Consider the following 20162-nt stretch of genomic DNA (forward strand, 5'->3'; position numbering starts at 1 on the left):
GCGATAACGCTGCAGATGGACTCCGACGACACACTCGCCGTGCTCTTCGTCGACGACGACGCCGCCCGCGCCGCCGACGCCGCCGCACGCCTCGAAGCCGCCGACTCGCGAATAGCCACGCGCACCGCGACCGCGGGCGGCGACGCGCTCGCGGTCGTCGACGCCGGCGTCGACTGCGTCGTCAGCCGGTGGGCGATGGCGGGCGTCGACGGCGTCGAGTTCCTCGAAGCCGTCCGCGCCAGCCACCCCGACCTCCCGTTCGTCCTGTTCGCCGCCGACGCCGACGAGAGCGTCGCCAGCGACGCGGTCGCCGCCGGCGTCACCGAGTACGTCACCGACGGCCGCGACGCCGACCGGTTCGCGGACCTCGCGCGTCGCGTCCGCATCGCCGTCGAGCGCGCCGACGCCACCCGCGACGAGCGCGCTGACCGCGAACGCGTCCGCTGCGCCCTCGACGGCGCGCCCGACCCGATTCTGGTCGCCGCCGACGGCGCGTTCACGTACGCGAACGCCGCGGCCGCCGACCGCCTCGACGCCGCCGACGCCGACTCGCTGGTCGGCACTGCCGTCGCGGCAGTCGAGGAACTCGACGACGCCACGACGTCCGCGTTCGACGCCGCCAGCGACCTCGACTCCGCGTGGCGGACTCTCCACACGCTCACCGGGGAGGCGTTCTCCGCCACGGTCACCACGCGCGTCATTCCGTGGGGGGACCGCACGGGCGTCGTCGCCATCGTCCGCGACGCCGTCGGTGACGACACCCGCGAGCACACGCAAGCCCGGTACCGGGCGACGTTCGAGGGCGCGATGGACGCGATGGTCGTCGCGGACGACGACGGCCGCTACATCGACGCCAACGAGAGCGCCTGCGAGCTGTTCGGACTCTCGCGGGCCGAACTGCTCGGCCGCCGCGTCGCCGAGTTCGCGCCCGACGACTACGACTTCGACGACGCGTGGGCGGACTTCGAGACGAACGCCACCGACTCCGGGTCGTTTCCGCTCGTCCGCCCCGACGGCGAGCGCCGCCTCGTCGAGTACGCCGCCACCGCGAACGTCGTGCCCGGCGAACACCTCTCCGTGCTCCGGGACGTCACCGAGCGCACCCGCCTCCAGGAAGCGCTCCAGTCCGAACAGGCGGCGCTCCGCGAGATGTACCGCATCACCGCGGACCGCGAGGCCGACTTCGAGACGAAGCTCCGCGACCTCCTCGACCTCGGGTGCGACATCCTCGACGTCCCCCACGGCTTCCTCACCGAAATCGAGGACGGCACACAGCGCGTCGTCGAAGCGCGCGGCGACCACCCGCTGCTCCAGCCCGGCGACACTTGCCCGCTCTCGGACGCCTACTGCCGGAAGACTATCACCGAGGACGAACTGGTCACCGTCCAGAACGCGGTCGCGGAGGGGTGGAGCGACGACCCCGCCTTCGAGCGCTTCGGCCTCGGCTGTTACGCCGGCGCCCAGGTCGTCGTCGACGGCGAGACCTACGGCACGTTCTGCTTCGCGGACACCGACGCCCGCGAGGAGCCGTTCTCGGAGACCGAGCGCACGTTCGTCGAACTGATGGCGCGGTGGGCGAGCTACGAGATCGAACAGCGCCGCGCGACCGAGCGCCTCCGCCGGCAGAACGACCGACTGGAGGAGTTCGCGTCGATGGTCAGCCACGACCTCCGCAGCCCGCTGAACGTCGCGCGCGGCTTCCTCGACCTCGCCCGCGAGGACGGCGACCCCGAGCACTTCGACCGCGCCAGCGACGCCCTCGACCGCATGGAGCGCATCGTCAGCGACGTCCTCTACCTCGCCCGCGAAGGCGAGGAAATCGGGGACGCCGAACCGGTCGCCCTCGGCGACGCAGTCGCTCGCTCGTGGGCGGCGGTCGCCGGCGACGACACCGCCGCCAGCCTCGCGGTCGCGGACGACCTCGGGGACGTCGTCGCCGACGACGACCGCCTCTGCCAGCTCCTGGAGAACCTCTTCCGGAATGCTGTGGAACACGGTTCCACGGACCCTGCCTCGCAGGCTCGGCAGGATGCTGTGGAACACGTCGGCCCCGACGTCACCGTCCGCGTCGTCCCGACTGAGGACGGCTTCGCGGTCGAGGACGACGGCCCCGGCCTCCCGTCGGGCGACCACAGCGACCTCTTCGAGCGCGGCGTCACCACCGAGGACGACGGCACCGGCTTCGGGCTCTACATCGTCCGCAAAATCGCGTCCGCCCACGGCTGGACCGTCGAAGCCACCGACAGCGAGAGCGGGGGCGCGCGCTTCGAGTTTTCCGGCGTCGAACGCGGCGCGACCGCCACGCGGTAGCGTCGCTGTCGGTCACTTTTTCGACAGAAATGCACCGACCGGGAGTGAGCAGTCCGGAGGACTGCGAACGCCGAAAGACGCTCTTGCGTCTTTCGGGATTTGAACCGTTGTGAGACGTTCCTGCTCGCTTTGCTGCGCGGGCTGCGACTCACAGGGTTCAGAATCCCTGTGTATTTCGTCTCGCTTCGCTCGACAGAAATGCACCGACCGGGATTTGAACCCGGGCCATGAGCTTGGAAGGCTCAGGTCCTAGCCACTAGACCATCGGTGCGCTGCGCTTCGCTTGCGCACCGTGGCTCGCAAAACCTTCGGTTTTGCTCACCATCGGTGCTCACGTGCCAGTTTCCCCCGGTCGCTTAAGGGCGTTACTCTTCGCCGTGGACGACGGCGTAGCAGTTCCCGCTGGCGGTGAACGTCTCTCCGACGGCGAGCGCGCTCGCTCGGAGGTCCGCGCGGAACTCGTCGGGGTCGTAGACGTGGTAGAACCGGGGGACCGTCTCGCCGCCGGGGAGCGTCCAGTCCACGGTCGTGTCGAAGCCCTCGGTCCGGTCGAACTTGTCGTGAGTGGTGCTCCACGCGCTCACGAGGGCGTCCCCGTCCACGGTGAGCACGCGCGCGAGTTCGTCGAGGCTGGCGACGCGCGCGTCCCGGTCGGGGAGGTGGTGGATGGTCGCGACGTACACCGCGAGGTCCGCGACATTTGCGGCGAGCGGGAGGCGCTCGGCGTCGCCGGCGACGAGGGCCGCGTCGAAGCCGCGGTCGGTGGCGCGGTCGCGGGCTTCACGGAGGAGGCCGCGGCTGGCGTCCACGCCGATTGCGCGGTCGGCGTTCGCGGCGAGCAGTTCGGTGTGGCGGCCGTTCCCGCAGCCGACGTCGACGGCGACGGCGCCGGTGCGGTCCGCGAGGAACTCCTCGATTTCCGGCCACGGGTACTCGCGGGTCTTCGAGAAGTGCTCGGCGATGCGGTCGTACGTGTAGTGGACGTCAGTCACGAGAGTCACCCGAGGACGAGGAACGTGCCGTACGCGATGGCGAGCATCAGCGTGGCGTGTTTCGCGCCGGCTTTCACGCTCCCCTGTCCCATCTGTCCGGCGACCAGCCCCGAGCAGACCGCCTGCACGAGGCCCGTGTGGAAGAACACCAGACTGTACGAGTCCTTCGTCGCCTGCGTGAGGTTGGCGGTCCGCGAGAACGCGCCCGAACTCCCGCCCGCGGGGAGCTGGCCGGCCGGCGCCGTCGTCTCCACGACGGGGATGTTCGGGATGAAGATGACGTCGAGCGCGACGATGATGGCGAGGAACACGAAGAAGGCGATGTAGATGACGACGAGGTACGTCAGCAGTTCGCTGCGGCGGTCGCGTTCGAGGCGCCGCGTCGCCTTCGCCTCGTTGGCGGCGATGCGCAACACGGGGCCGAGGTCGCCGCTGGCCCGCATCGCGTTCGTCGTCAGCGTCACGACCCGGGAGATGGCGGGCGTGGCGGTGCGGTCGCGGAACCGGCCGAGCGCGTGCTCGATGCGCGCGCCCCACTGCACGTCCGCCCACGTGCGTTCCAGTTCCGTGGTGAGCGCGCCGAGGTCGCTGCCGACGACGCGCCCGAAGCTCTGGACGACCGGCATCCCCGCCTCGTTCGTGGACGCGAACCGGTCGAGGAAGTCCGGCACGCCCGCCTCGATGGCTTTCACGCGGCGCCGGTGGAGCTCGTACGCGACCGTGAACGTCCCGAGCACGAACAGCGTCGCGTGCACGAGCGGGTCGTCGTACGCGGTGAGGTCGGTGACGCCCGCCGACGCGAGCGGCCACCACTGGACGAGCAGGTAGAGCGCGGCGAGCGGCACGGTCGCGTACAGCAGCACCGTCGGGGACTCGCGCACGACCGACACGGGGTTGCGCAGCCGGTAGAGTATCGGCCGCAGCGCCTCGTAGGTGGCGAGGCGCTCGCGGTTCTGTTCGGTGGCCGCACCGGCCGTCTGGCCGCCGTCCGCGCGCGCCGCTCGCTGGGGGATGGACTGGAAGCGCGTCCCCGCCTCCGAGCCCTCGTCGCCGGTGACCTCGCCGCCGGTCGCGGTCCCCGTGATGCTGTCGAGGTAGACGACGAACCCTACGGTCGCCATCGGAATCAGCAGGTACGCGGTGAACTGCAGGAACGTCAGCGTGTCCGCGAGCGTGAGCCCGACGACGACGAGGATGGTGATGAGGAACAGCGGCCCGGCGACCAGCAGCGTGACGTACGCCTCCGCGAGCGTCGCGAGCAGTTCGAGGAACTGCTCCTGCTGGGCTTCGGCTTCCTCGGCGTAGTAGTCGTACTGGCGCTTCAGGAACCCCGGGAGGTCGCGGCCGCTCTGGAGGACGCTCGTGAGGTTCTCCGAGAACTCCGCGAGCTCCTCGCTGGGCGTGCGCTGGCCGAGCCGGCCGAGCGCGCGGAGGATGTCGGCGCCGTACATGTCCACGTCCTTGACGGCGACCGCCATCTCCTCGGCGCTCTCCCCGTAGACCTCGCGGTTGCGCGAGAGAATCCGCAGCACCTCGGGGAGCGCCATTCCGCTGCGGGAGAGCGCGTACAGGAACGCGACTGTGCGCTCCATCGACGCGTCGATGCGGCGCTCGCGCTCGCCCGCCCGGTAGCTCGGCATCGTCCACCGGGACTGGTAGGCGGCGTACGCCGCGAGCACGCCCAGCGTCGCGCCCGACGCGAGGAAGAGCGCGAACAGTTCGCCGCCGGAGAAGCCGCTGACACTCTCCACGAACAGCCCCTGTACGGCCGCGGGGAACTGCGACTGGAGGCTCTCGGACGCGCTCCCGAGGAACACGAGCACGCTCGCGACGAGGTAGACGCCGAGGATGCTGCCCGCGAGCGCGCCGACGGTCGCGTAGAGGAACGTCCGCGAGGCGTACACGCGGTACGTCTGCGGGACGTGGGCGCCCTGTAGCGCGGCGACCTGTCCGGGGTTGGCGTCTCGGCGCCGCCGCGCGAACCCGCCGAACGCCGCCAGCGACAGCCGGGAGACGAGCCGGTCTATCGGGGCGAACACCGGCGCCGCCGCGAGCGCGAACAGGACCGCCAGCACCGCGACCAGCGGCGCGAAGACCAGCGGCGACGCCATGCTACTCGCCGACACCCGGCGCGTTCACGACGACGTCCTCCTCGAGCTCCGAGCGCACGCGCTCGACGACCCGTTCGGGGTTCGCGTAGTACTCGTTGACGACGGCCGTGAACTGGCGGTAGTCGGTGACGTCCTTCTGCGTGAGGTACTGGAGGACGCGCTTGCGGTTCCGCAGCTCGCGCAACAGCTCGCCCCGCGACCAGCCGCGCTCGTCGCGAATCTCGTCGAGGACGACCGAGTCCCGCTGCTCGAAGTCGTCGTTGCCGGGGTTCCACTCGAACGCCGTCGAGTAGTCGAGGTCGCCGGTGCGCTGGTCGATGCCCTCGATTTCCGCGATGACGCGGTTCCGGCGGACGCGCTCGCCGCCGACGTGCGTGAGCGTCTGCACGCAGAGCACGTCGAGGCTCTGAATCATCGCCCGCGGGACGTTGATGGGCTCGTTCTCTAGCCGATTGATGACCGTCTGCACGCTGTCGGCGTGCATCGTCGAGTACGTCGTGTGGCCGGTGTTCATCGCCTGGAACAGCGTCATCGCCTCGTCGCCGCGCACCTCGCCGACGATGATGTATTCGGGGCGGTGCCGGAGCGCCGACCGGAGCAGGTCGTACATCGTGATGTCCTCGCCTTCACCGATTGACTCCCGCGTGACCGACGACAGCCAGTTCTCGTGGAACAGCGTCAGCTCGCGGGTGTCCTCGATGGTGAGCACTTTCGAGCGCGGCGGCACGAACATCGAGATGGCGTTCATCGACGTGGTCTTCCCGGACGCGGTGCCGCCCGCGAACAGCAGGCTCTTGTTGGACTCGATGGCGAGCCAGAGGTACGCCATCTGGTCGAGGTCGAACGTGTTGTAGTCCACGAGCGTCGCGGGCGTGAACGGGTCCTCGCTGTACTTCCGAATCGTGAACGCCGACCCGCGGGGCGTGACCTCCTCGCCGAGCGCGAGCTCCGCGCGGGAGCCGTCCGGGAGCGTCGTCTCCGTCACGGGGTCGCCGATGGAGATGTGGCGGCCGGACTGCTGGGCGAGCCGCACCACGAAGCCGTCCAGTTCCTCCTGCTCGTAGGAGACGTTCGTCTCGACGTCCGTGTACTGGTCGTGGTAGACGAACAGCGGCACCTCGTAGCCGTCACAGGAGATGTCCTCGATGTGGGGGTCACGCATCACCGGGTCGAGCTTCTCGAACCCCTCGAAGGTGCGGTGGAGGTAGTAGAACAGCCGGTAGAAGGCGTTCGGGTCCACGTCGATGCCGTACTCCTCGATGAGCCGCTTCATCTGCCGCTTCAGCACGGCCTCGGGGTCGTCGGGCTCGTACTCGGCGTCGTAGATGAGCGCGTCCCGGATGTCGTCGTACAGCGTCTCCAGCAGGTCCCGCTCGAAGTCGTCGAGCCCGGGTTCGACGACGTGGTAGCGGTACTCGTCGTTGTCGGCGTCGTGGCCGACGTAGACGAACGCGTAGGGCGCGTGCACCCAGTAGCGGTCGACCTCCTCGTAGCCGTCGAGGCCATCGAACTCCACGAGCGGCCCGTGGGCGGCGGGGTCGTACTCGACGAGTTCGACCGTGGAGCCGCGGACGACGTCGACGACGCGCTCGGCGCGCTCTCGGAGAGTCTCGAACTGTCGTTCGAAGTCCGCGAGGAAGTCGGCGGGCATCGATTACTACCTCCACGTTCGCCCGCGTCACCTTAAAGGCTGGCTGCCGAGTCGTCGCCGGGTTCCACGACGGCGTTCGCGAGGCGCTCGCCGGCCGCGACGCGGCGGACGTTCTCCCGGACGAGCGCGGCCATCCGCTCGGCGTAGTCGCGGGTCGCCGCGGCAGCGTGCGGCGTCACCACCACTTCGTCCAGCTCCCAGAGTGGCGAGTCCTCAGGCAGTGGCTCGGCCTCGAAGACGTCCAGCGCCGCGCCCGTGAGTTCGTCGCCCTCTAACGCGTCCACGAGCGCGTCCTGCTCGACGACGGGGCCACGCGCGACGTTCACCAGCACCGCGTCGTCGCGCATCGCGTCGAGTTCGGCGTCGCCAATCATCCCCGCTGTGTCGTCGGTCAGCGGCACCGCGAGCGCGACGAACTTCGCATCCGCGATGGCCTCGTGGAGGTCCGCACGCGGGTAGACGGTATCAACGTGGTCGACGGGCGTCGGCGTGCGCTTGACGCCGACGACGTCCATCCCGAGCGCGTCCGCTCGCGCCGCGATGCCCTGCCCGAGCGTCCCGAGGCCGACGACACACAGCGAGGAGCCGTCGAGCGTGAACGGGTCCTGCCACGCCGGCCACGCCCACTCCGTTCGCTCCTGCTTGCTGCGGTACTCGTGGAGCCGGCGCGCGAACGACAGCATGTAGCCGGCGACCGTCTCGCCGACGCTGTCGCCGTGCGTGCCCGTGCTGTTCGTCAGGCGGACGCCAGCGGCTTCGAGGTCCTCGAACGGGAACCGGTCCACGCCGGACTGCACGGAGTGAATCCACTCCAGACCGCTGTCGAGAAAGGCGTCGTCGTACGCGAACGTCACGAGCGCGTCCACGCCGTCGAGGTCGTCGGACGTGACCACGGTCACTTCGGGGTCGACGTCGTCGAGCTCGTCGACCAGCACTGTCGGCGGGAACAGCGTCTCCACGGACGCGTGAATCCCGATGCGCGTTACCATACGCGGGGGTTGCCGGGCCGCCCTCTACAGTGTGTCGGTGCCGGCGGCTCACCGCGTCGCGACGTAGGAGACGGTGAAGATGAGGACGGCCGCGGTCGCCACGTTCACGAGCGTGAACGCCGCCGCGCCGATGAACTCCAGGCCACCGACGACGACGAGCGCGAACAGCGTCGACAGCACCGCATTGATTCCCTGCGCGACCCACGGGCTCCCCTCCGAGCGCGCCGCGGCCTCGCCGAACCCCGCCTCCTCGCCCGCGCCGCGTTCGTCTTCGCTCATACGTCGAAGCCCGGGAGTCCTGCACTTAGCTCTTGGCCGACGAGACCCGGGAACTAAGGCAGTCGAATGCTATCCACACGCATGGGCATCGTCAACAGGGTTTCGGCCGCGCTGTCGGGGAGCGCGGAGATGGACGACGTGGACGTCGACGCCTCGCGGGGCGCGTACTGGTGCGACGACTGCAACGTGTGCGTGCGGGACGTGACTGTCGACGAGGAGGGACTGGACCGCGACGAGGCGGGCACGCCGCTGTGCCCGGACTGCGGCGACCCGATGCGCTTCGAGCGCTCCTACGAGGACGGCTGCGCCTGCTGACTACCGGGTCGCGGGCTCGGGCTCGCGCAACACGACTTCCGCCTCGTTCTCCGTGGCGAACGGCCCGTTCGGGAGCGCCGCCACGTTCTCCCACTCCTCGTCAGTGACGAGTGCGTCGTCGAGCCGCTCTCGGAGCGCCGCTTCATCGACGTCCGTGCCGATGACGACGAACTCCGTGCGGCGGTCGCCGTGCTCGTCGTCCCACTCCAGGTTCGGACGGTTCGACCGGTAGAGGTCCTGCTCGACCTCCGGGAGCGACGCGATCCACGGGCCGCGCGCGGTCACGCGCACCGACGGCCCCGCCTGCCCGACGGTCTGCCTGAGATCGTTGCCCGCGACCCACAGCGTCCCCTTCGAGCGTACCACGCCCTCGGGGAGCGTTCGCAGCACCTCGGCGACCCGCTCGGGGTGGAACGGCCGCCGCGCCCGGTACGTGAACGACGAGACGCCGTACACCTCGTCGGGATGGCGGTGGCCGTGGTCGTCCTCGCCGTGGTCGTGGCCCTCGTCGTCCGATTCGAGCGCGCGCTTCCAGCCGGGGAGGTCGCCGACCTCGCTCTCGTCGAAGCGCTCGACGTCCAGTAGCCACGACGGCTCTACCTCGGAGAACGACGTGCGGACGGTGTCCGCCTCGGGCTGGAGTGCCGCCACCAGTGCCTCGGCCTCGTCGAGTTCGGCGTCCGTGCAGAGGTCCGCCTTGTTCAGTACGACCGCGTTCGACACCTCGATTTGCTCCACGAGCAGGTCCGACAGCGGGCGGCCGTCCTCGTCAGTGCCGACGCGCTCGGGCGTGCCATCGCCGCCGAACGTGTCCACGAGTAGCCGGCTGTCCACGACCGTCACGAGCCCGTTCACGCGGTACTTCGCGGCCACGCGGGACTCGGTGGTGAACAGCCGCGCGACGGGCGCGGGCTCCGAGATTCCCGAGGACTCCACGACGAGGTGGTCGAAGTCGCGGTCCTGCGCGAGCCGCACCACCGCGGTTTCGAGGTCGTCCTGGAGCTCACAGCAGATACAGCCGTTCGACAGCTCCGCGACGCCCTCGGCGACGTCCAGCTCCGACCCCTCCGCCACGAGGTCGGCGTCGATGTTCACGTCGCCCATGTCGTTGACGAGGACGGCGACGTCGCGGTCGCCCGAGTTGGCGAGCAAGTGATTCAGCAGCGTCGTCTTCCCGGCGCCGAGACTCCCCGACAGTACCGTCACCGGAATCCGTTCGCCCATGCGTGTGAGTACGTGGCAGTCGCCTTGAACCTCGTGCTTCTCGGGGACGCTGGCGGGCGCGCGACCGCGACAGCTTTTACCGCGAGAAGCCGTACCACCGACACGATGAACGTCGCCGAGCGAATCGCGGCCTACCGGGAGGCCGTCGAGGAGTGGCTGCGCGGCCTCTACCACGGCATGGTAAGCCACCCGGCCTACGAGAAAATCGAGAAGGAGGCCGAGGACATCGAGGACGCGTTCCTGCTGGCCTGTTTCCCGGACGCCTTCGGCATTCCCTCGCCGGTCTCGTACTACACCGCCGAGATTCTGCCGTACATCGAGGACGAGTTCGAGGCGTGGGAGCGACGCCTCTGGGACCGCGAGACGATGCTCGAACGCAAGGGCCAACAGTACCACTTCTGATGACCGCGACACCAACACGCCGACCGCTCGCATCGCGACCGACCGACAGCCCGACCGCGGAGGCACACCTGTGAAGCCGTTCGTGTTCTTCGGCGGGAAGGGCGGCGTCGGCAAGACGACCGTCTCGTGTGCGTACGCCCGGAAGTGCGCCGACGCCGGCGTCGAGACGCTCGTCGTCTCCACGGACCCCGCCCACTCCGTCTCGGACGTCTTCGACCAGCAGTTCGGGGACAGCCCGGAGCCCGTCGAGGGTATCGACGGGCTGTCGGCGCTCGAAATCGACCCCGACGAGGAGGTCACCGCGCACCTCGACGACATCCGCAACCGGCTCTCCGACCAGGTGTCGGCGTCGATGGTCAACGAGATCAACAAGCAACTGGAGATGGCCCACCAGACGCCGGGCGCCTACGAGTCCGCGCTGTTCGACCGATTCGTCGAGGTGATGCGCAACAGCGACCCCTACGACCGCGTCGTCTTCGACACCGCCCCCACCGGCTCGACGCTACGACTGCTCGGCCTGCCGGAGTTCCTCGAATCGTGGGTCGAGCGCCTGATGCACAAGCGCCGGCAGAGCATCGACCTCTTCGAGAAGGCCGCGGTCGGCAACAACGAGCCCCGGCGCGTGATGGACGGCGACCCCGTGCTCGCGCGACTGCAGGAGCGCAAGGAGTTCTTCGAGTTCGCGGGCGGCGCGCTCCGCGAGGACGCCGCGTTCTTCCTCGTGTTGAACCCCGACCAGCTCTCCGTCAACGAGACCGAGCGCGCCATCGCGGACATGGCCGACGAGGACCTCGAAGTCCGCGGGCTCGTCGCGAACAAGCTCACGCCGTCCCCGGACGACGACGAGAACGGCCGCGGCGCGCGCTACCTCCGGGACCGCGTGGAAACCGAGAACGAGCGGCTCGCGACCGTCCGGGAGTCACTGGACGCGCCGCTGGTCGCCGAAATCGAGTCCCGCACCCGCGAGGTGAAAGGTGACCTGCTGGCGGAGGTCGCCGGCGAACTCGACGTCGAGGTCGCCGCCGAAGACCCGGCGTTCGTCTGAGGCGGGGGTCGCGCCGTCGAGCGATTATTTCGACGCCGGGGACACTCATTAAGAGGCGAACGTTTAAGTGGGAGTTCGGTAATCAGTGTCACGAAGGTACGTTACAAATGACACAGGTAATATGGATTGTGGCGGCGGTCCTCGTCACGTTCTCACTGGGGTACGTGGGGTACTCGAAGTACCTCTCCCGGTTCGTCGACATCGACGACTCGCGTGACACGCCCGCCCACAAGTACGAAGACGGACAGGAGTACGTCCCGGCGAAGAAACCAGTGCTGCTCGGCCACCACTTCTCCAGCATCGCGGGCGGCGCGCCCATCGTCGGCCCCATCACGGCCGGCGCCATCTGGGGATGGGCGCCTGCGCTCGCGTGGGTCGCCATCGGCAACCCGCTGATGGGCGCCGTCCACGACTTCATCTCGCTGTCCGGCTCGATGCGACACGAGGGGAAGTCAATCGGCTACATCATCGGCGAGTACGTCGGTGAGCGCGGGAAGAATATGCTGCTGTGGTTCGCGTTCCTCACCATCATCCTCGTGGTCGCGGTGTTCGCGCTCGTCGTGGGCATCGTGTTGAACGCGTACCCGTCGGCGGCCACCGCGAGCTTCGTGTACATCGCGCTCGCCGTGGTGTTCGGCGTCTACCTCTACCAGCTCGACGGCCCGTTCATCCCCGGCACCATCGTGTTCGTCGCCGGCGTGTTCGCGGGCGTCTGGCTCGGCATCCAGTACCCGTTCGCGTTCTTCGAACTCGCCGGCGAGGCCGCACACCCCGCGGGCACGTTCATCCTCTTCGACGGCACGGGCTCGTGGGTACCCGGCGCCGGCGCGCTCGGCGGTAACACCGCCGCGTGGGTGCCCGTGATTCTGGTGTACGCCGCGGCCGCCAGCGCCCTCCCGGTGTGGGTGCTGCTCCAGCCGCGCGACTATCTCTCGTCGTTCCTGCTGTACGCGGGCGTCGGCGGCGCGCTCGTCGCCATCGTCGTCGGGACGTTCCTCGGCACGTCCAGCGAGCCGCTGGTCATCGCCGACAGCATCCAGCCGTTCACCGGCTTCCTCGGCGTCGAGGGACGGGCGCCGTACCCGCTGTTCCCGATGCTGTTCGTGACAATCGCGTGCGGGACCATCAGCGGCTTCCACTCGCTGGTGTCCTCCGGGACGACCGCCAAACAGCTCAACAAGGAGAGCGACGCCCGCCTCATCGGCTACGGCGGCATGCTCGGCGAGGGCCTGCTCGCCGCGGTCGCGCTGTCCACGCTCGCCATCGCCGGCCTCGGCTCGACGGTCATCGAGCAGGGCGGCGGCATCGGCGGCGCGCTCCCGAACTTCGCGGCGGGCGGCGGCGTCATCCTCACGAGCCTCGGCATCCCCGCCAGCTACGGCGGCCCGTTCATGGCGCTCGTGCTCGTGAGTTTCCTGCTCACGTCCACCGACACGGCCGCGCGCCTCGGCCGCTACATGATGGAGGAAATCGTCGGCACGCAGGGCAGCGGCACCGACACCGGCTTCTCGGGCGGCGTCGGTTCGTTCGCCCGCGGGCGGTACACGAACCCCGCCGTCCAGTGTCTCGTCGCGTACGTGCTCATCATCTCCGGCGAGTGGTCGACGCTGTGGGCGCTGTTCGGCAGCGCCAACCAGCTGCTCGCCGCGCTCGCGCTGCTGACCGGCACCGTCTGGCTCGCCAACTGGGACGAGACCAAACAGCTCGTCTCCACGGGCGTCCCGATGGCCGTCATGGTCGTCATCACGGTGCTCGCGCTGGGGTTCCTCGCCGGCTACCAGTGGCTGTACGTCGGCCTGATTCAGGGCACCGCCGGCGGCATCGGCGGACAGATTTCGATGGCCGTCCGCATCGTGCTCGCCGTCGTGCTCGTCTACCTCGCGCTGTCGCTGGTGCGCATCGGCTACGGCAACATCAGTGACGTCCGCGGCGGCCGCGAACCCGCCGCCGAACCGAGCGACGACTGACCGCTCCACGGTCCCCTCTACCTGTCCCTCCCTCGAAACCGCGTGGCCGTAGCGCCGCGGCCGCCGGCTACGTCCAGAAGCGCTTCGCGAACCGCGAGAGGAACCCCTCGGACTCGCGCTCGACGTCGCCCCAGAGCGCGAACGCGTCCGCGACGTCCGCCTTCTCGCTGGCGACCGCCGCCTCGTCGTCGGGCGCGACGACGGCGAGGTTCACCTCGTAGTGGCCGTAGTAGCCGTACTTCAACAGCGTGCGGTCGCGGAAGCCGTCCACGAACGACGCCACCGCGTCGGGGAGTTCGTCGGCGACGAGGACGAACGTGAACTTCGTCTCGTAGTGCTCCTCGTCGGCCTTCACCCAGTCGTCGGCGAGGTCGTGGCCGAGTTCGACCAGCGATTCGAGGTCCGCGACCGTCGGCCGGCCGGCTCGGCGCGCGAAGACGTGCTCTTCGGTCTCGTGGTCGGCGTAGCTCAGCGCCGGGTGGAAGAACTGCTTCTGGTTGAGCACGCGGAACTCCCCGTACAGGTCGAAGGTCTCGCCGCGGACGTCGTAGTCGCGTTCGAGGTCGTAGCTGTACATCAGCCGGTCGCTGACGCGGTCGAAGTACTCGTCGTCCCACGTCGGCACCGCCTCCCGGATTTCGGCGGGGAGGTCGGCGGGCTCCCGGCCGTCGGCTTCAGTCATCTTCGCCGGGGTCGTACGCGACCGCGTCGTCGGGCGCCGGCGGCGCGCCGACCGCCAGCAGTTCGACGCGCTCGTCGGCGTCCTCGGGGTTGTGCGCGCGCTGGGGGCTCTCCGGGTCCACGGTGAAGAGGTGTCCCTCCGGTACCTCGTAGGTCCGCTCGGGCGTCTCCACGAACAGCGTCCCCGAGAGCACGAAGAAGGCCTCCTCCTGCTGTTCGTGGTAGTGGTACGCCAGCGGCACCTGCTCGCCCGGTTCCGCGCGGAACAGGTTCACCGCCATCTCGTCGAGGTCGCCGGCCTCGGTCAGCGAGCGGTACTCGCACGGCCGCCCGTCCGGCACTTCGACGTCGTCGGGGTCGACGATTCGGTAGCCCATGCCTGTAGATACCACACGCGGGTTAAAAGCCCGTCGCGTCGCCGCGGTCACCCCTCTAGCGGGCGCTCGTCGCCGGTGACGCTGTCCACGAGGACGTCGCCGTCCTCGCGGTCGGCAATCCAGAACAGCTTGTGCGCGGCGACCGATTCCGCGAGGTCGATGTCGGGCGCGCCGCCCAGCGACCGCGACCGCAGCGTCCACTCGAAGACCGCGTCACGGGCCATCTCGCGGGCCTGCTCGCGGGAGACCTCCGCGGGGAGCACGAGCACGTCCTCGACGGTCCGCTGTTCCGTCTCGGGGTGTTCGTCGGCGCGCAACGCGAGCCGCCGCGACCGGTCGAGGCTGACGACGTACTCGGTCTCGCGGTCGTCGAGGAACCGCCGCGGAATCGTCGCGGTCGCCCGGTAGACGAGGTACGGGTACGCGACCGCGCCCACGCGGCCCGCCGACTCGACGGACTCGCGCTCGATTGCGGGCTCGACCACGTCGAGGGTCGCGCGCTCGCGGACGCGGTCGTCGCCGGTCATCTCACTGTTCGTCCCAGTAGTCGCTGTCCGCGACGTGCCCGCGGACGTTGTCCAGCTCCGTGACCGCCTTCGGCTCGGGCGTCCCGCCGTCGGTCGCGTAGTCGTCCTCGACGACCGCGGACAGCGGCTGGCGCATCACGTCGAAGTCCTCCGCGAGGGCCTCGCGGTCCGGCGGCGTCGTCGCCAGCGACACCACCACGAGCACGAGCGCGGACAGCACGAACGCCGGGAACAGCCCGTACACCGTGAGCAGTCCCGACAGCGCGGTGTGGAGGCCCTCGATGGTGGCTTCGCCGAGGATGGTCGTCCACTGCGTCCACAGAATCATCGTCGTCGTGCCCGTCACCATGCTCGCGACCGCGCCCGCGACGGTGACGCGCTTCCACCACAGCGCCGCGATGAGCAGCGGGCCGAGGCTCGCGCCGAGGCCACCCCACGCGTAGTCGAGGACGAGCGTGTAGATTGGCGTCTCGCGGGCGACGTACGCGAACCCGATGGACGCGAACCCGATTGCGAGGGTGACGTACCGCGAGTACCGCACGAGCTGCTCCTCCGTGGCCTGCTCGTTGAGGAAGCCGTGGTAGACGTCTTCGACGACGGCGCTGGTCGCGACCAAAAGCTGGGAGTCCGCGCTCGACATCATCGCCGCGAGCGCGGCCGCGAGCACGACGCCGGCGAGCGCGCCCGGCAGCAGTTCCAGCGTCACCATCGGCATCGCGTTGTCCGTGTTCGCGAGGTCGCCGAACTGCACGAGCGCGTAGAGGCCGACGAGCGCGGCGCCGACGTACGCCACGAACATGAACAGCTGGGCGACGACCGCCGCCGTGCGGACGTTCTCCACGCGGTCGATGCCCATGAACCGCACCATGATGTGGGGGTTGCCGGGGACGCCGAGCCCGATGGCGGCGTACGAGATGATGCCGAACAGCGCCGCCCAGCCGGTCGCGCCGCCGGTGACGCTCGTGAGCGAGGCGCCGTTGTCCATCGCCGCGAGGTCGCCGAACGGCAGTCCCCACGTCGCGTACGCGATAATCGGGAGGACGGCGAACGCCGCGAGGATGATGGCGCCCTGGAAGTAGTCCGACCACGCCACCGCGAAGTAGCCGCCGAGCATCGTGTACCCGACGACGATGACGCCGCCGGCGACGATGCCGACCCACATCTCGATGCCCGTCAGCACGCGCAGCAGCGTGCCCGCGGCGACGATTTGCGCGCCGACGTACCCGCCCTCGAAGACGATGAGCACTATCGAGGAGACGGCCTTCACGAGCCCGGTGTCGTCACGGAGCCGCGTCGCGAAGAACGTCGGCAGCGTCACCGCGCGCACGATTTCCGAGTACTTGCGGAGGCGCTTGGCGATGCCCGCCCACGCCAGCAGGTCCGCGGGAATCATCCCGAGGCCGTTGTAGAACGCCATGACCCCCGAGGAGTAGGCGTCCGCGGGCACGCCCAGCGTCAGCCAGCCGCTCATCTCGGAGGCGCGCTCGCTGAACCCCGTGACGACGGGGCCGATTTCCCGGCCGCCGACCACGTAGTCGCCGACGGTGTCCATGAACTTGCTCGCCCACACGCCGATGCCCACGAGGACGACGAGGTAGGCGGCGAACGTCCCGAGCACCCACGCGCCCGCGCCGCCTGCGATGGCTTCAGCCACGGTTCACCTCCCGGTCGTGTTCCTCGCGCAGCCGCCGCTCGCGGCGCCCCTCCCAGACGTAGTAGACCGCCAGCGCGAGGAGGTAGACGACGAACGGGACGACCAGCGCGAGCCAGTCGAGCGTCGATACCGCCATGGTACGTTTCGGGCACGGCCCGCGGGCAATATGAACGTTCGGGGCTCGCGACGGCAGAACTATGTTCGTTCGCGTGTGAGTTGTACGCATGGTAGAGGAGCAGTCGACGGAGGCCTGCGGCCGCTGTTCGATGACGACCGTGGTGGACGCGGTCGACGCGAACAGCGACGACGGGCTCCGGGACCCGTTCGGCGACGACCGCATCGAGGTCGAGGAGTCAGCCGTGCGGCGCGTCTCCCCGGTCGCGTGGCTGCAGACGGCGACCGCGCGCCTGAACGCCGCCGTCCAGCGGCTCGCGTACGGCCAGTGACCGACACCCAGATGGGGCGTTACGTTCATTTCCCCGTCCGCCCTATCCACCCGTAGGGAATGCGCCGGGATTACTTCGAACTGGACGTCGAGCACGTCGACTGGGTCGACGAGGACGGTGACCCCGAGAAGCCGAACGTCACCATCGAGTTCACGGGCGCGGCCGCGGAGCTCGAAGACCGACTCACGGACCGGGACGGCGACCGCCTCGACGCCGAGGAGACCGACGCCACGTTCCGACTGACCGACGACGTCGACGACCCGGACGCCGGCGGCGTCGTCGCCGTCACGAACCGCATCACCGGGGAGTTCGTCCTCGAACTGAACCAGGACGCCGACGACGTCCTGCAGTTCGTGCGGGCGGCGCGCCGGTACGGCGAGGCGACCGGCGACGACGGCCAGTACCGCGTCGAGATTCGCGTCGACGGCGAACAGCTGGTCGTCTACGAGAAGTCCACGTTCCTCGTCTACAGCGAGGACGGCGACCTCCTCCGCAGCCACAGCCTCATCCCGAGCGGCATCGAACTCTGATTCTGCGCTCGCCCGGGAACAGCGGAACCTAAGTGAACGCGGGCGCTCCCCCCGCGTATGGACCTCTTCGGCACGGCAGGGATTCGAGGGAGCGCGGTCGCCGACGTGACCCCGGAGCTGGCGGTCGCGGTCGGCGCCGCGGCCGGCGCGGACGCCCGCGGCGACGACAAGGCGTTCGTGGTCGCGCGAGACGGCCGCGAGACGGGGCCGGCGCTCGCGGCGGCGATGAGCGCGGGCCTCCAGGCCGGCGGGATGCGCGTGCTGGACGCGGGCGTGTTGCCGACGCCGGCGCTGGCGTACGCCTCGCAGGGCCGCCGCGGCGTCCAATTGACCGCGAGCCACAACCCCCCGGAGGACAACGGCATCAAGCTGTTCGTGGACGGCTCCGAGTACGACCGCGAGCGCGAGCTCGCCATCGAGGACCGCGTGGACAGCGACCCCGAGTACGCGTCGTGGGCGGACTGGGGCGAGACCGAATCCATCGAGGTGCTCCCGGACTACCGGGAGGCGGTCGCCGAGTACGCCCGCGAGCACGGCGCGCCCCTCGACGGCCTCACCGTCGCCGTGGACTGCGGGAACGGCGTCGCGGGGCTGGCGACGCCGCAGGTGCTGCGGGAACTCGGCGCGCACGTCGTCACGCTGAACGCGAACGTGGACGGCCACTTCCCCGGTCGCCCGAGCAAGCCGACGCCGGAGACCATCGGCGACCTGATGAACTTCGTCGCGGACGGCGACGCCGCGTTCGGCATCGCGCACGACGGCGACGCCGACCGCATCGTCGTCGTGGACGGCGACGGCGAGGTCGTCCACGAGGACACGGTACTCGCGATTCTCGCAGAGCACTACACCCGGGACAGCGACGCCGCCGACCCGGTGGTCGTGACGACGCCGAACGCCTCCGCGCGCATCGACGAGCGCGTCGGCGAGGCGGGCGGGCGGGTCGAACGGGTTCGCCTCGGCGCGCTCCACGAGGGCATCGCGGCGGCCCGCGAGGACGGCGGCGACGTCGTGTTCGCCGCGGAGCCGTGGAAGCACGTCCACGCCGCGTTCGGCGGCTGGATCGACGGCGTGGCGTCGGCGGCCGTCCTCTCGCGGCTGGTCGCGGACGCCGGCGGCCTCGCGGCGCTGCGCGAGCCCGTGACGGAGCGCCCGTACCGGAAGGTCAGTGTCGAGTGCCCAGACGCCGCCAAGGAGGCGGTGATGGCGCGACTCGCCGAGGACTTACCCGCCGAGTTCCCGGACGCCGACGTGGACACCGAGTACGGCGTCCGGCTGGAGTTCCCGGACGCCTCGTGGACGCTCGTGCGACCCAGCGGCACCGAGCCCTACGTCCGCGTGTACGCCGAGGCCGACGACGTCGACGACCTCGTGGAGTCGGTCGCGGGCGTCGTCGAAGACGCCGTCGCTGAGGCCTGACAATGCGCCCACGTTTTGCCGCTATCCCCCACAAACGACGGCTTTATCACCGTACGAATGTCTCCTTTGACGCAAGTATGTCCAACTTCGACAGGCGGGAGTTCATCAAGGCGACGGCGGGCGCTGGCGCAATCGGTCTCTCGGGACTGGCGGGCTGTACGGGCGGTCCCTCCGGCGGCGACGAGACGGAGACGACCACCGAAGGGTCCAGCGGCACGACCGAGGACTCCAAGGGGACGACCACGGGGTCGGACACGACGCACGTCGGGATGGTGTACGCGACCGGCGGCCTCGGCGACGGGTCGTTCAACGACCAGGCGCAGTCCGGCATCCAGCAGGCCCGGGAGGACTTCGACCTCGAGTTCAGCGAGTCCCAGCCGGGCGCTGTCTCCGAGTTCGGGAACTACCAGCAGCAGTACGCGGGCTCCTCGAATCCCGACTACGACCTCGTCTCCTGCATCGGCTACCTCCACGCCGACTCGCTGTCGGAGACCGCCGCGAACTACCCCGAGCAGGACTTCCAGATCGTCGACGAAACCGTCGACGCGGACAACGTCGGCAGCTACGTGTTCCGCGAGCACGAGGGCTCGTACCTCGTCGGCGTGCTCGCCGCCCACCTCACGTCGATGAGCTTCAGCGCTGGCGCCGGCTCCACGAAGCCCGACTCCACGAACGTCGGCTTCGTCGGCGGCCGCGAGAGCGCGCTCATCCAGAAGTTCGAGGCCGGGTTCACCGCGGGCGTCAAGGCGACCAACGACGACATCGACGTGCAGACGTCGTACATCGGCAGCTTCAACGACACGACGGCCGGGCAGGAAGCCGCGCTCTCGATGTACAACTCCGGCAGCGACATCGTCTTCCACGCCGCCGGCAACACCGGCACCGGCGTCTTCCAGGCCGCACAGGACAAGGGCCGCTTCGCAATCGGCGTCGACCGCGACCAGTCCGTCACGAAGAGCAGCTACGCGGACGTCATCCTCGCGAGCATGGTCAAGCGCGTGGACACCGCCGTCTACAACGCCGCGGAAGCGAAGGTCAACGGCAACTTCGAGACCGGCACGACGACGACGCTCGGCCTGCAGGACGACGGCGTCGCCTGCGTCTACGGCGACCAGCTCGAATCCGAGATTCCCGAGGACGTCAGGACCGCCGTCAGCGACGCCCGCCAGTCGATTATCGACGGCGACACCTCCGTCCCGCAGAACCCCTCCGACGCCTGACCGCGGCGCCACCCCCAAATATATTC

At 69.6% G+C, this 20162-nt stretch carries 20 protein-coding genes and 1 tRNA gene; 9 read left to right on the forward strand and 12 right to left on the reverse strand.

Annotated elements, in window-relative coordinates:
* Positions 1 to 15: 15 nt before the first annotated feature.
* Positions 16 to 2310 (forward strand): hybrid sensor histidine kinase/response regulator, encoded by a 2295-nt coding sequence (locus HHUB_RS04735; protein WP_059056443.1) that lies wholly within the window; start codon positions 16 to 18, stop codon positions 2308 to 2310.
* Positions 2311 to 2509: 199 nt separating this feature from the next.
* Here the strand turns inward: HHUB_RS04735 and HHUB_RS04740 are convergent.
* The 6 genes from HHUB_RS04740 to HHUB_RS04765 all read right to left on the reverse strand — a co-directional run bounded on the left by HHUB_RS04740 (position 2510) and on the right by HHUB_RS04765 (position 8332).
* A tRNA-Gly gene (locus tag HHUB_RS04740) sits at positions 2510 to 2599 on the reverse strand.
* A 76-nt stretch (positions 2600 to 2675) separates the two neighbouring features.
* Positions 2676 to 3302: a class I SAM-dependent methyltransferase gene (locus HHUB_RS04745; protein WP_238324008.1), complete on the reverse strand. Its 627-nt coding sequence runs from the start codon at positions 3300 to 3302 to the stop codon at positions 2676 to 2678.
* A 5-nt stretch (positions 3303 to 3307) separates the two neighbouring features.
* On the reverse strand, positions 3308 to 5413 hold the full coding sequence (locus HHUB_RS04750) for a type II secretion system F family protein (RefSeq protein WP_082687172.1): 2106 nt from the start codon (positions 5411 to 5413) through the stop codon (positions 3308 to 3310).
* 1 nt (position 5414) lies between these two features.
* Positions 5415 to 7064, reverse strand: coding sequence for a type II/IV secretion system ATPase subunit (locus HHUB_RS04755; protein WP_059056445.1), 1650 nt, complete (start codon positions 7062 to 7064; stop codon positions 5415 to 5417).
* Between the two features lie 32 nt (positions 7065 to 7096).
* Positions 7097 to 8053, reverse strand: a complete 957-nt coding sequence (gene ddh, locus HHUB_RS04760) for a D-2-hydroxyacid dehydrogenase (RefSeq protein WP_059056446.1) — start codon at positions 8051 to 8053, stop codon at positions 7097 to 7099.
* A gap of 48 nt (positions 8054 to 8101) precedes the next feature.
* Complete coding sequence (locus tag HHUB_RS04765; RefSeq protein ID WP_059056447.1) at positions 8102 to 8332, reverse strand: hypothetical protein; 231 nt, start codon at positions 8330 to 8332, stop codon at positions 8102 to 8104.
* A 66-nt stretch (positions 8333 to 8398) separates the two neighbouring features.
* Here HHUB_RS04765 and HHUB_RS04770 point away from each other — a divergent pair, with 66 nt between their 5' ends.
* Positions 8399 to 8647, forward strand: coding sequence for a hypothetical protein (locus tag HHUB_RS04770; RefSeq protein WP_238324009.1), 249 nt, complete (start codon positions 8399 to 8401; stop codon positions 8645 to 8647).
* Here the strand turns inward: HHUB_RS04770 and HHUB_RS04775 are convergent, their stop codons facing one another.
* On the reverse strand, positions 8648 to 9871 hold the full coding sequence (locus HHUB_RS04775; protein WP_059056449.1) for a CobW family GTP-binding protein: 1224 nt from the start codon (positions 9869 to 9871) through the stop codon (positions 8648 to 8650).
* A 105-nt stretch (positions 9872 to 9976) separates the two neighbouring features.
* Here HHUB_RS04775 and HHUB_RS04780 point away from each other — a divergent pair, with 105 nt between their 5' ends.
* The 3 genes from HHUB_RS04780 to HHUB_RS04790 all read left to right on the forward strand — a co-directional run bounded on the left by HHUB_RS04780 (position 9977) and on the right by HHUB_RS04790 (position 13285).
* Positions 9977 to 10273, forward strand: coding sequence for a hypothetical protein (locus tag HHUB_RS04780; RefSeq protein WP_059056450.1), 297 nt, complete (start codon positions 9977 to 9979; stop codon positions 10271 to 10273).
* 70 nt (positions 10274 to 10343) lie between these two features.
* A complete protein-coding gene (locus HHUB_RS04785; RefSeq protein WP_059056451.1) occupies positions 10344 to 11318 on the forward strand; it encodes an ArsA family ATPase in 975 nt (324 codons plus the stop codon).
* Positions 11319 to 11425: 107 nt separating this feature from the next.
* Complete coding sequence (locus tag HHUB_RS04790; protein WP_059056452.1) at positions 11426 to 13285, forward strand: carbon starvation CstA family protein; 1860 nt, start codon at positions 11426 to 11428, stop codon at positions 13283 to 13285.
* 67 nt (positions 13286 to 13352) lie between these two features.
* Here the strand turns inward: HHUB_RS04790 and HHUB_RS04795 are convergent, their stop codons facing one another.
* From HHUB_RS04795 to HHUB_RS17015, 5 genes are all read right to left on the reverse strand, one after another.
* Positions 13353 to 13967 carry a hypothetical protein gene (locus HHUB_RS04795; RefSeq protein WP_059056453.1) on the reverse strand — a complete coding sequence of 205 codons (615 nt, stop codon included), beginning with the start codon at positions 13965 to 13967 and terminating at the stop codon, positions 13353 to 13355.
* Positions 13960 to 14343 carry a cupin domain-containing protein gene (locus HHUB_RS04800; protein WP_059056454.1) on the reverse strand — a complete coding sequence of 128 codons (384 nt, stop codon included), beginning with the start codon at positions 14341 to 14343 and terminating at the stop codon, positions 13960 to 13962. Before HHUB_RS04800 ends, HHUB_RS04795 begins: the two co-directional genes overlap by 8 nt.
* A 47-nt stretch (positions 14344 to 14390) precedes the next feature.
* A complete protein-coding gene (locus tag HHUB_RS04805; RefSeq protein WP_059056455.1) occupies positions 14391 to 14870 on the reverse strand; it encodes a hypothetical protein in 480 nt (159 codons plus the stop codon).
* A gap of 1 nt (position 14871) precedes the next feature.
* Entirely contained in the window at positions 14872 to 16422 is a 1551-nt protein-coding gene (locus HHUB_RS04810) for a sodium/proline symporter (protein ID WP_370683885.1), read from the reverse strand.
* 94 nt (positions 16423 to 16516) lie between these two features.
* Positions 16517 to 16660 (reverse strand): hypothetical protein, encoded by a 144-nt coding sequence (locus tag HHUB_RS17015; protein WP_169793388.1) that lies wholly within the window; start codon positions 16658 to 16660, stop codon positions 16517 to 16519.
* 88 nt (positions 16661 to 16748) lie between these two features.
* Here HHUB_RS17015 and HHUB_RS04815 point away from each other — a divergent pair, with 88 nt between their 5' ends.
* The 4 genes from HHUB_RS04815 (at position 16749) to HHUB_RS04830 (ending at position 20136) form a co-directional block, all read left to right on the forward strand.
* Positions 16749 to 16970, forward strand: coding sequence for a hypothetical protein (locus tag HHUB_RS04815; protein ID WP_059056457.1), 222 nt, complete (start codon positions 16749 to 16751; stop codon positions 16968 to 16970).
* A gap of 59 nt (positions 16971 to 17029) precedes the next feature.
* Positions 17030 to 17500 (forward strand): DUF5793 family protein, encoded by a 471-nt coding sequence (locus HHUB_RS04820; protein WP_059056458.1) that lies wholly within the window; start codon positions 17030 to 17032, stop codon positions 17498 to 17500.
* A gap of 57 nt (positions 17501 to 17557) precedes the next feature.
* Entirely contained in the window at positions 17558 to 18916 is a 1359-nt protein-coding gene (locus HHUB_RS04825) for a phosphohexomutase domain-containing protein (protein ID WP_059056459.1), read from the forward strand.
* Between the two features lie 77 nt (positions 18917 to 18993).
* The gene (locus HHUB_RS04830; protein ID WP_059056460.1) at positions 18994 to 20136 is read left to right on the forward strand and encodes a BMP family lipoprotein; all 1143 of its coding nucleotides are present in this window, start codon (positions 18994 to 18996) and stop codon (positions 20134 to 20136) included.
* Positions 20137 to 20162 lie beyond the last annotated feature (26 nt).

The sequence above is a fragment of the Halobacterium hubeiense genome (assembly GCF_001488575.1).
Lineage (GTDB): Archaea > Halobacteriota > Halobacteria > Halobacteriales > Halobacteriaceae > Halobacterium > Halobacterium hubeiense.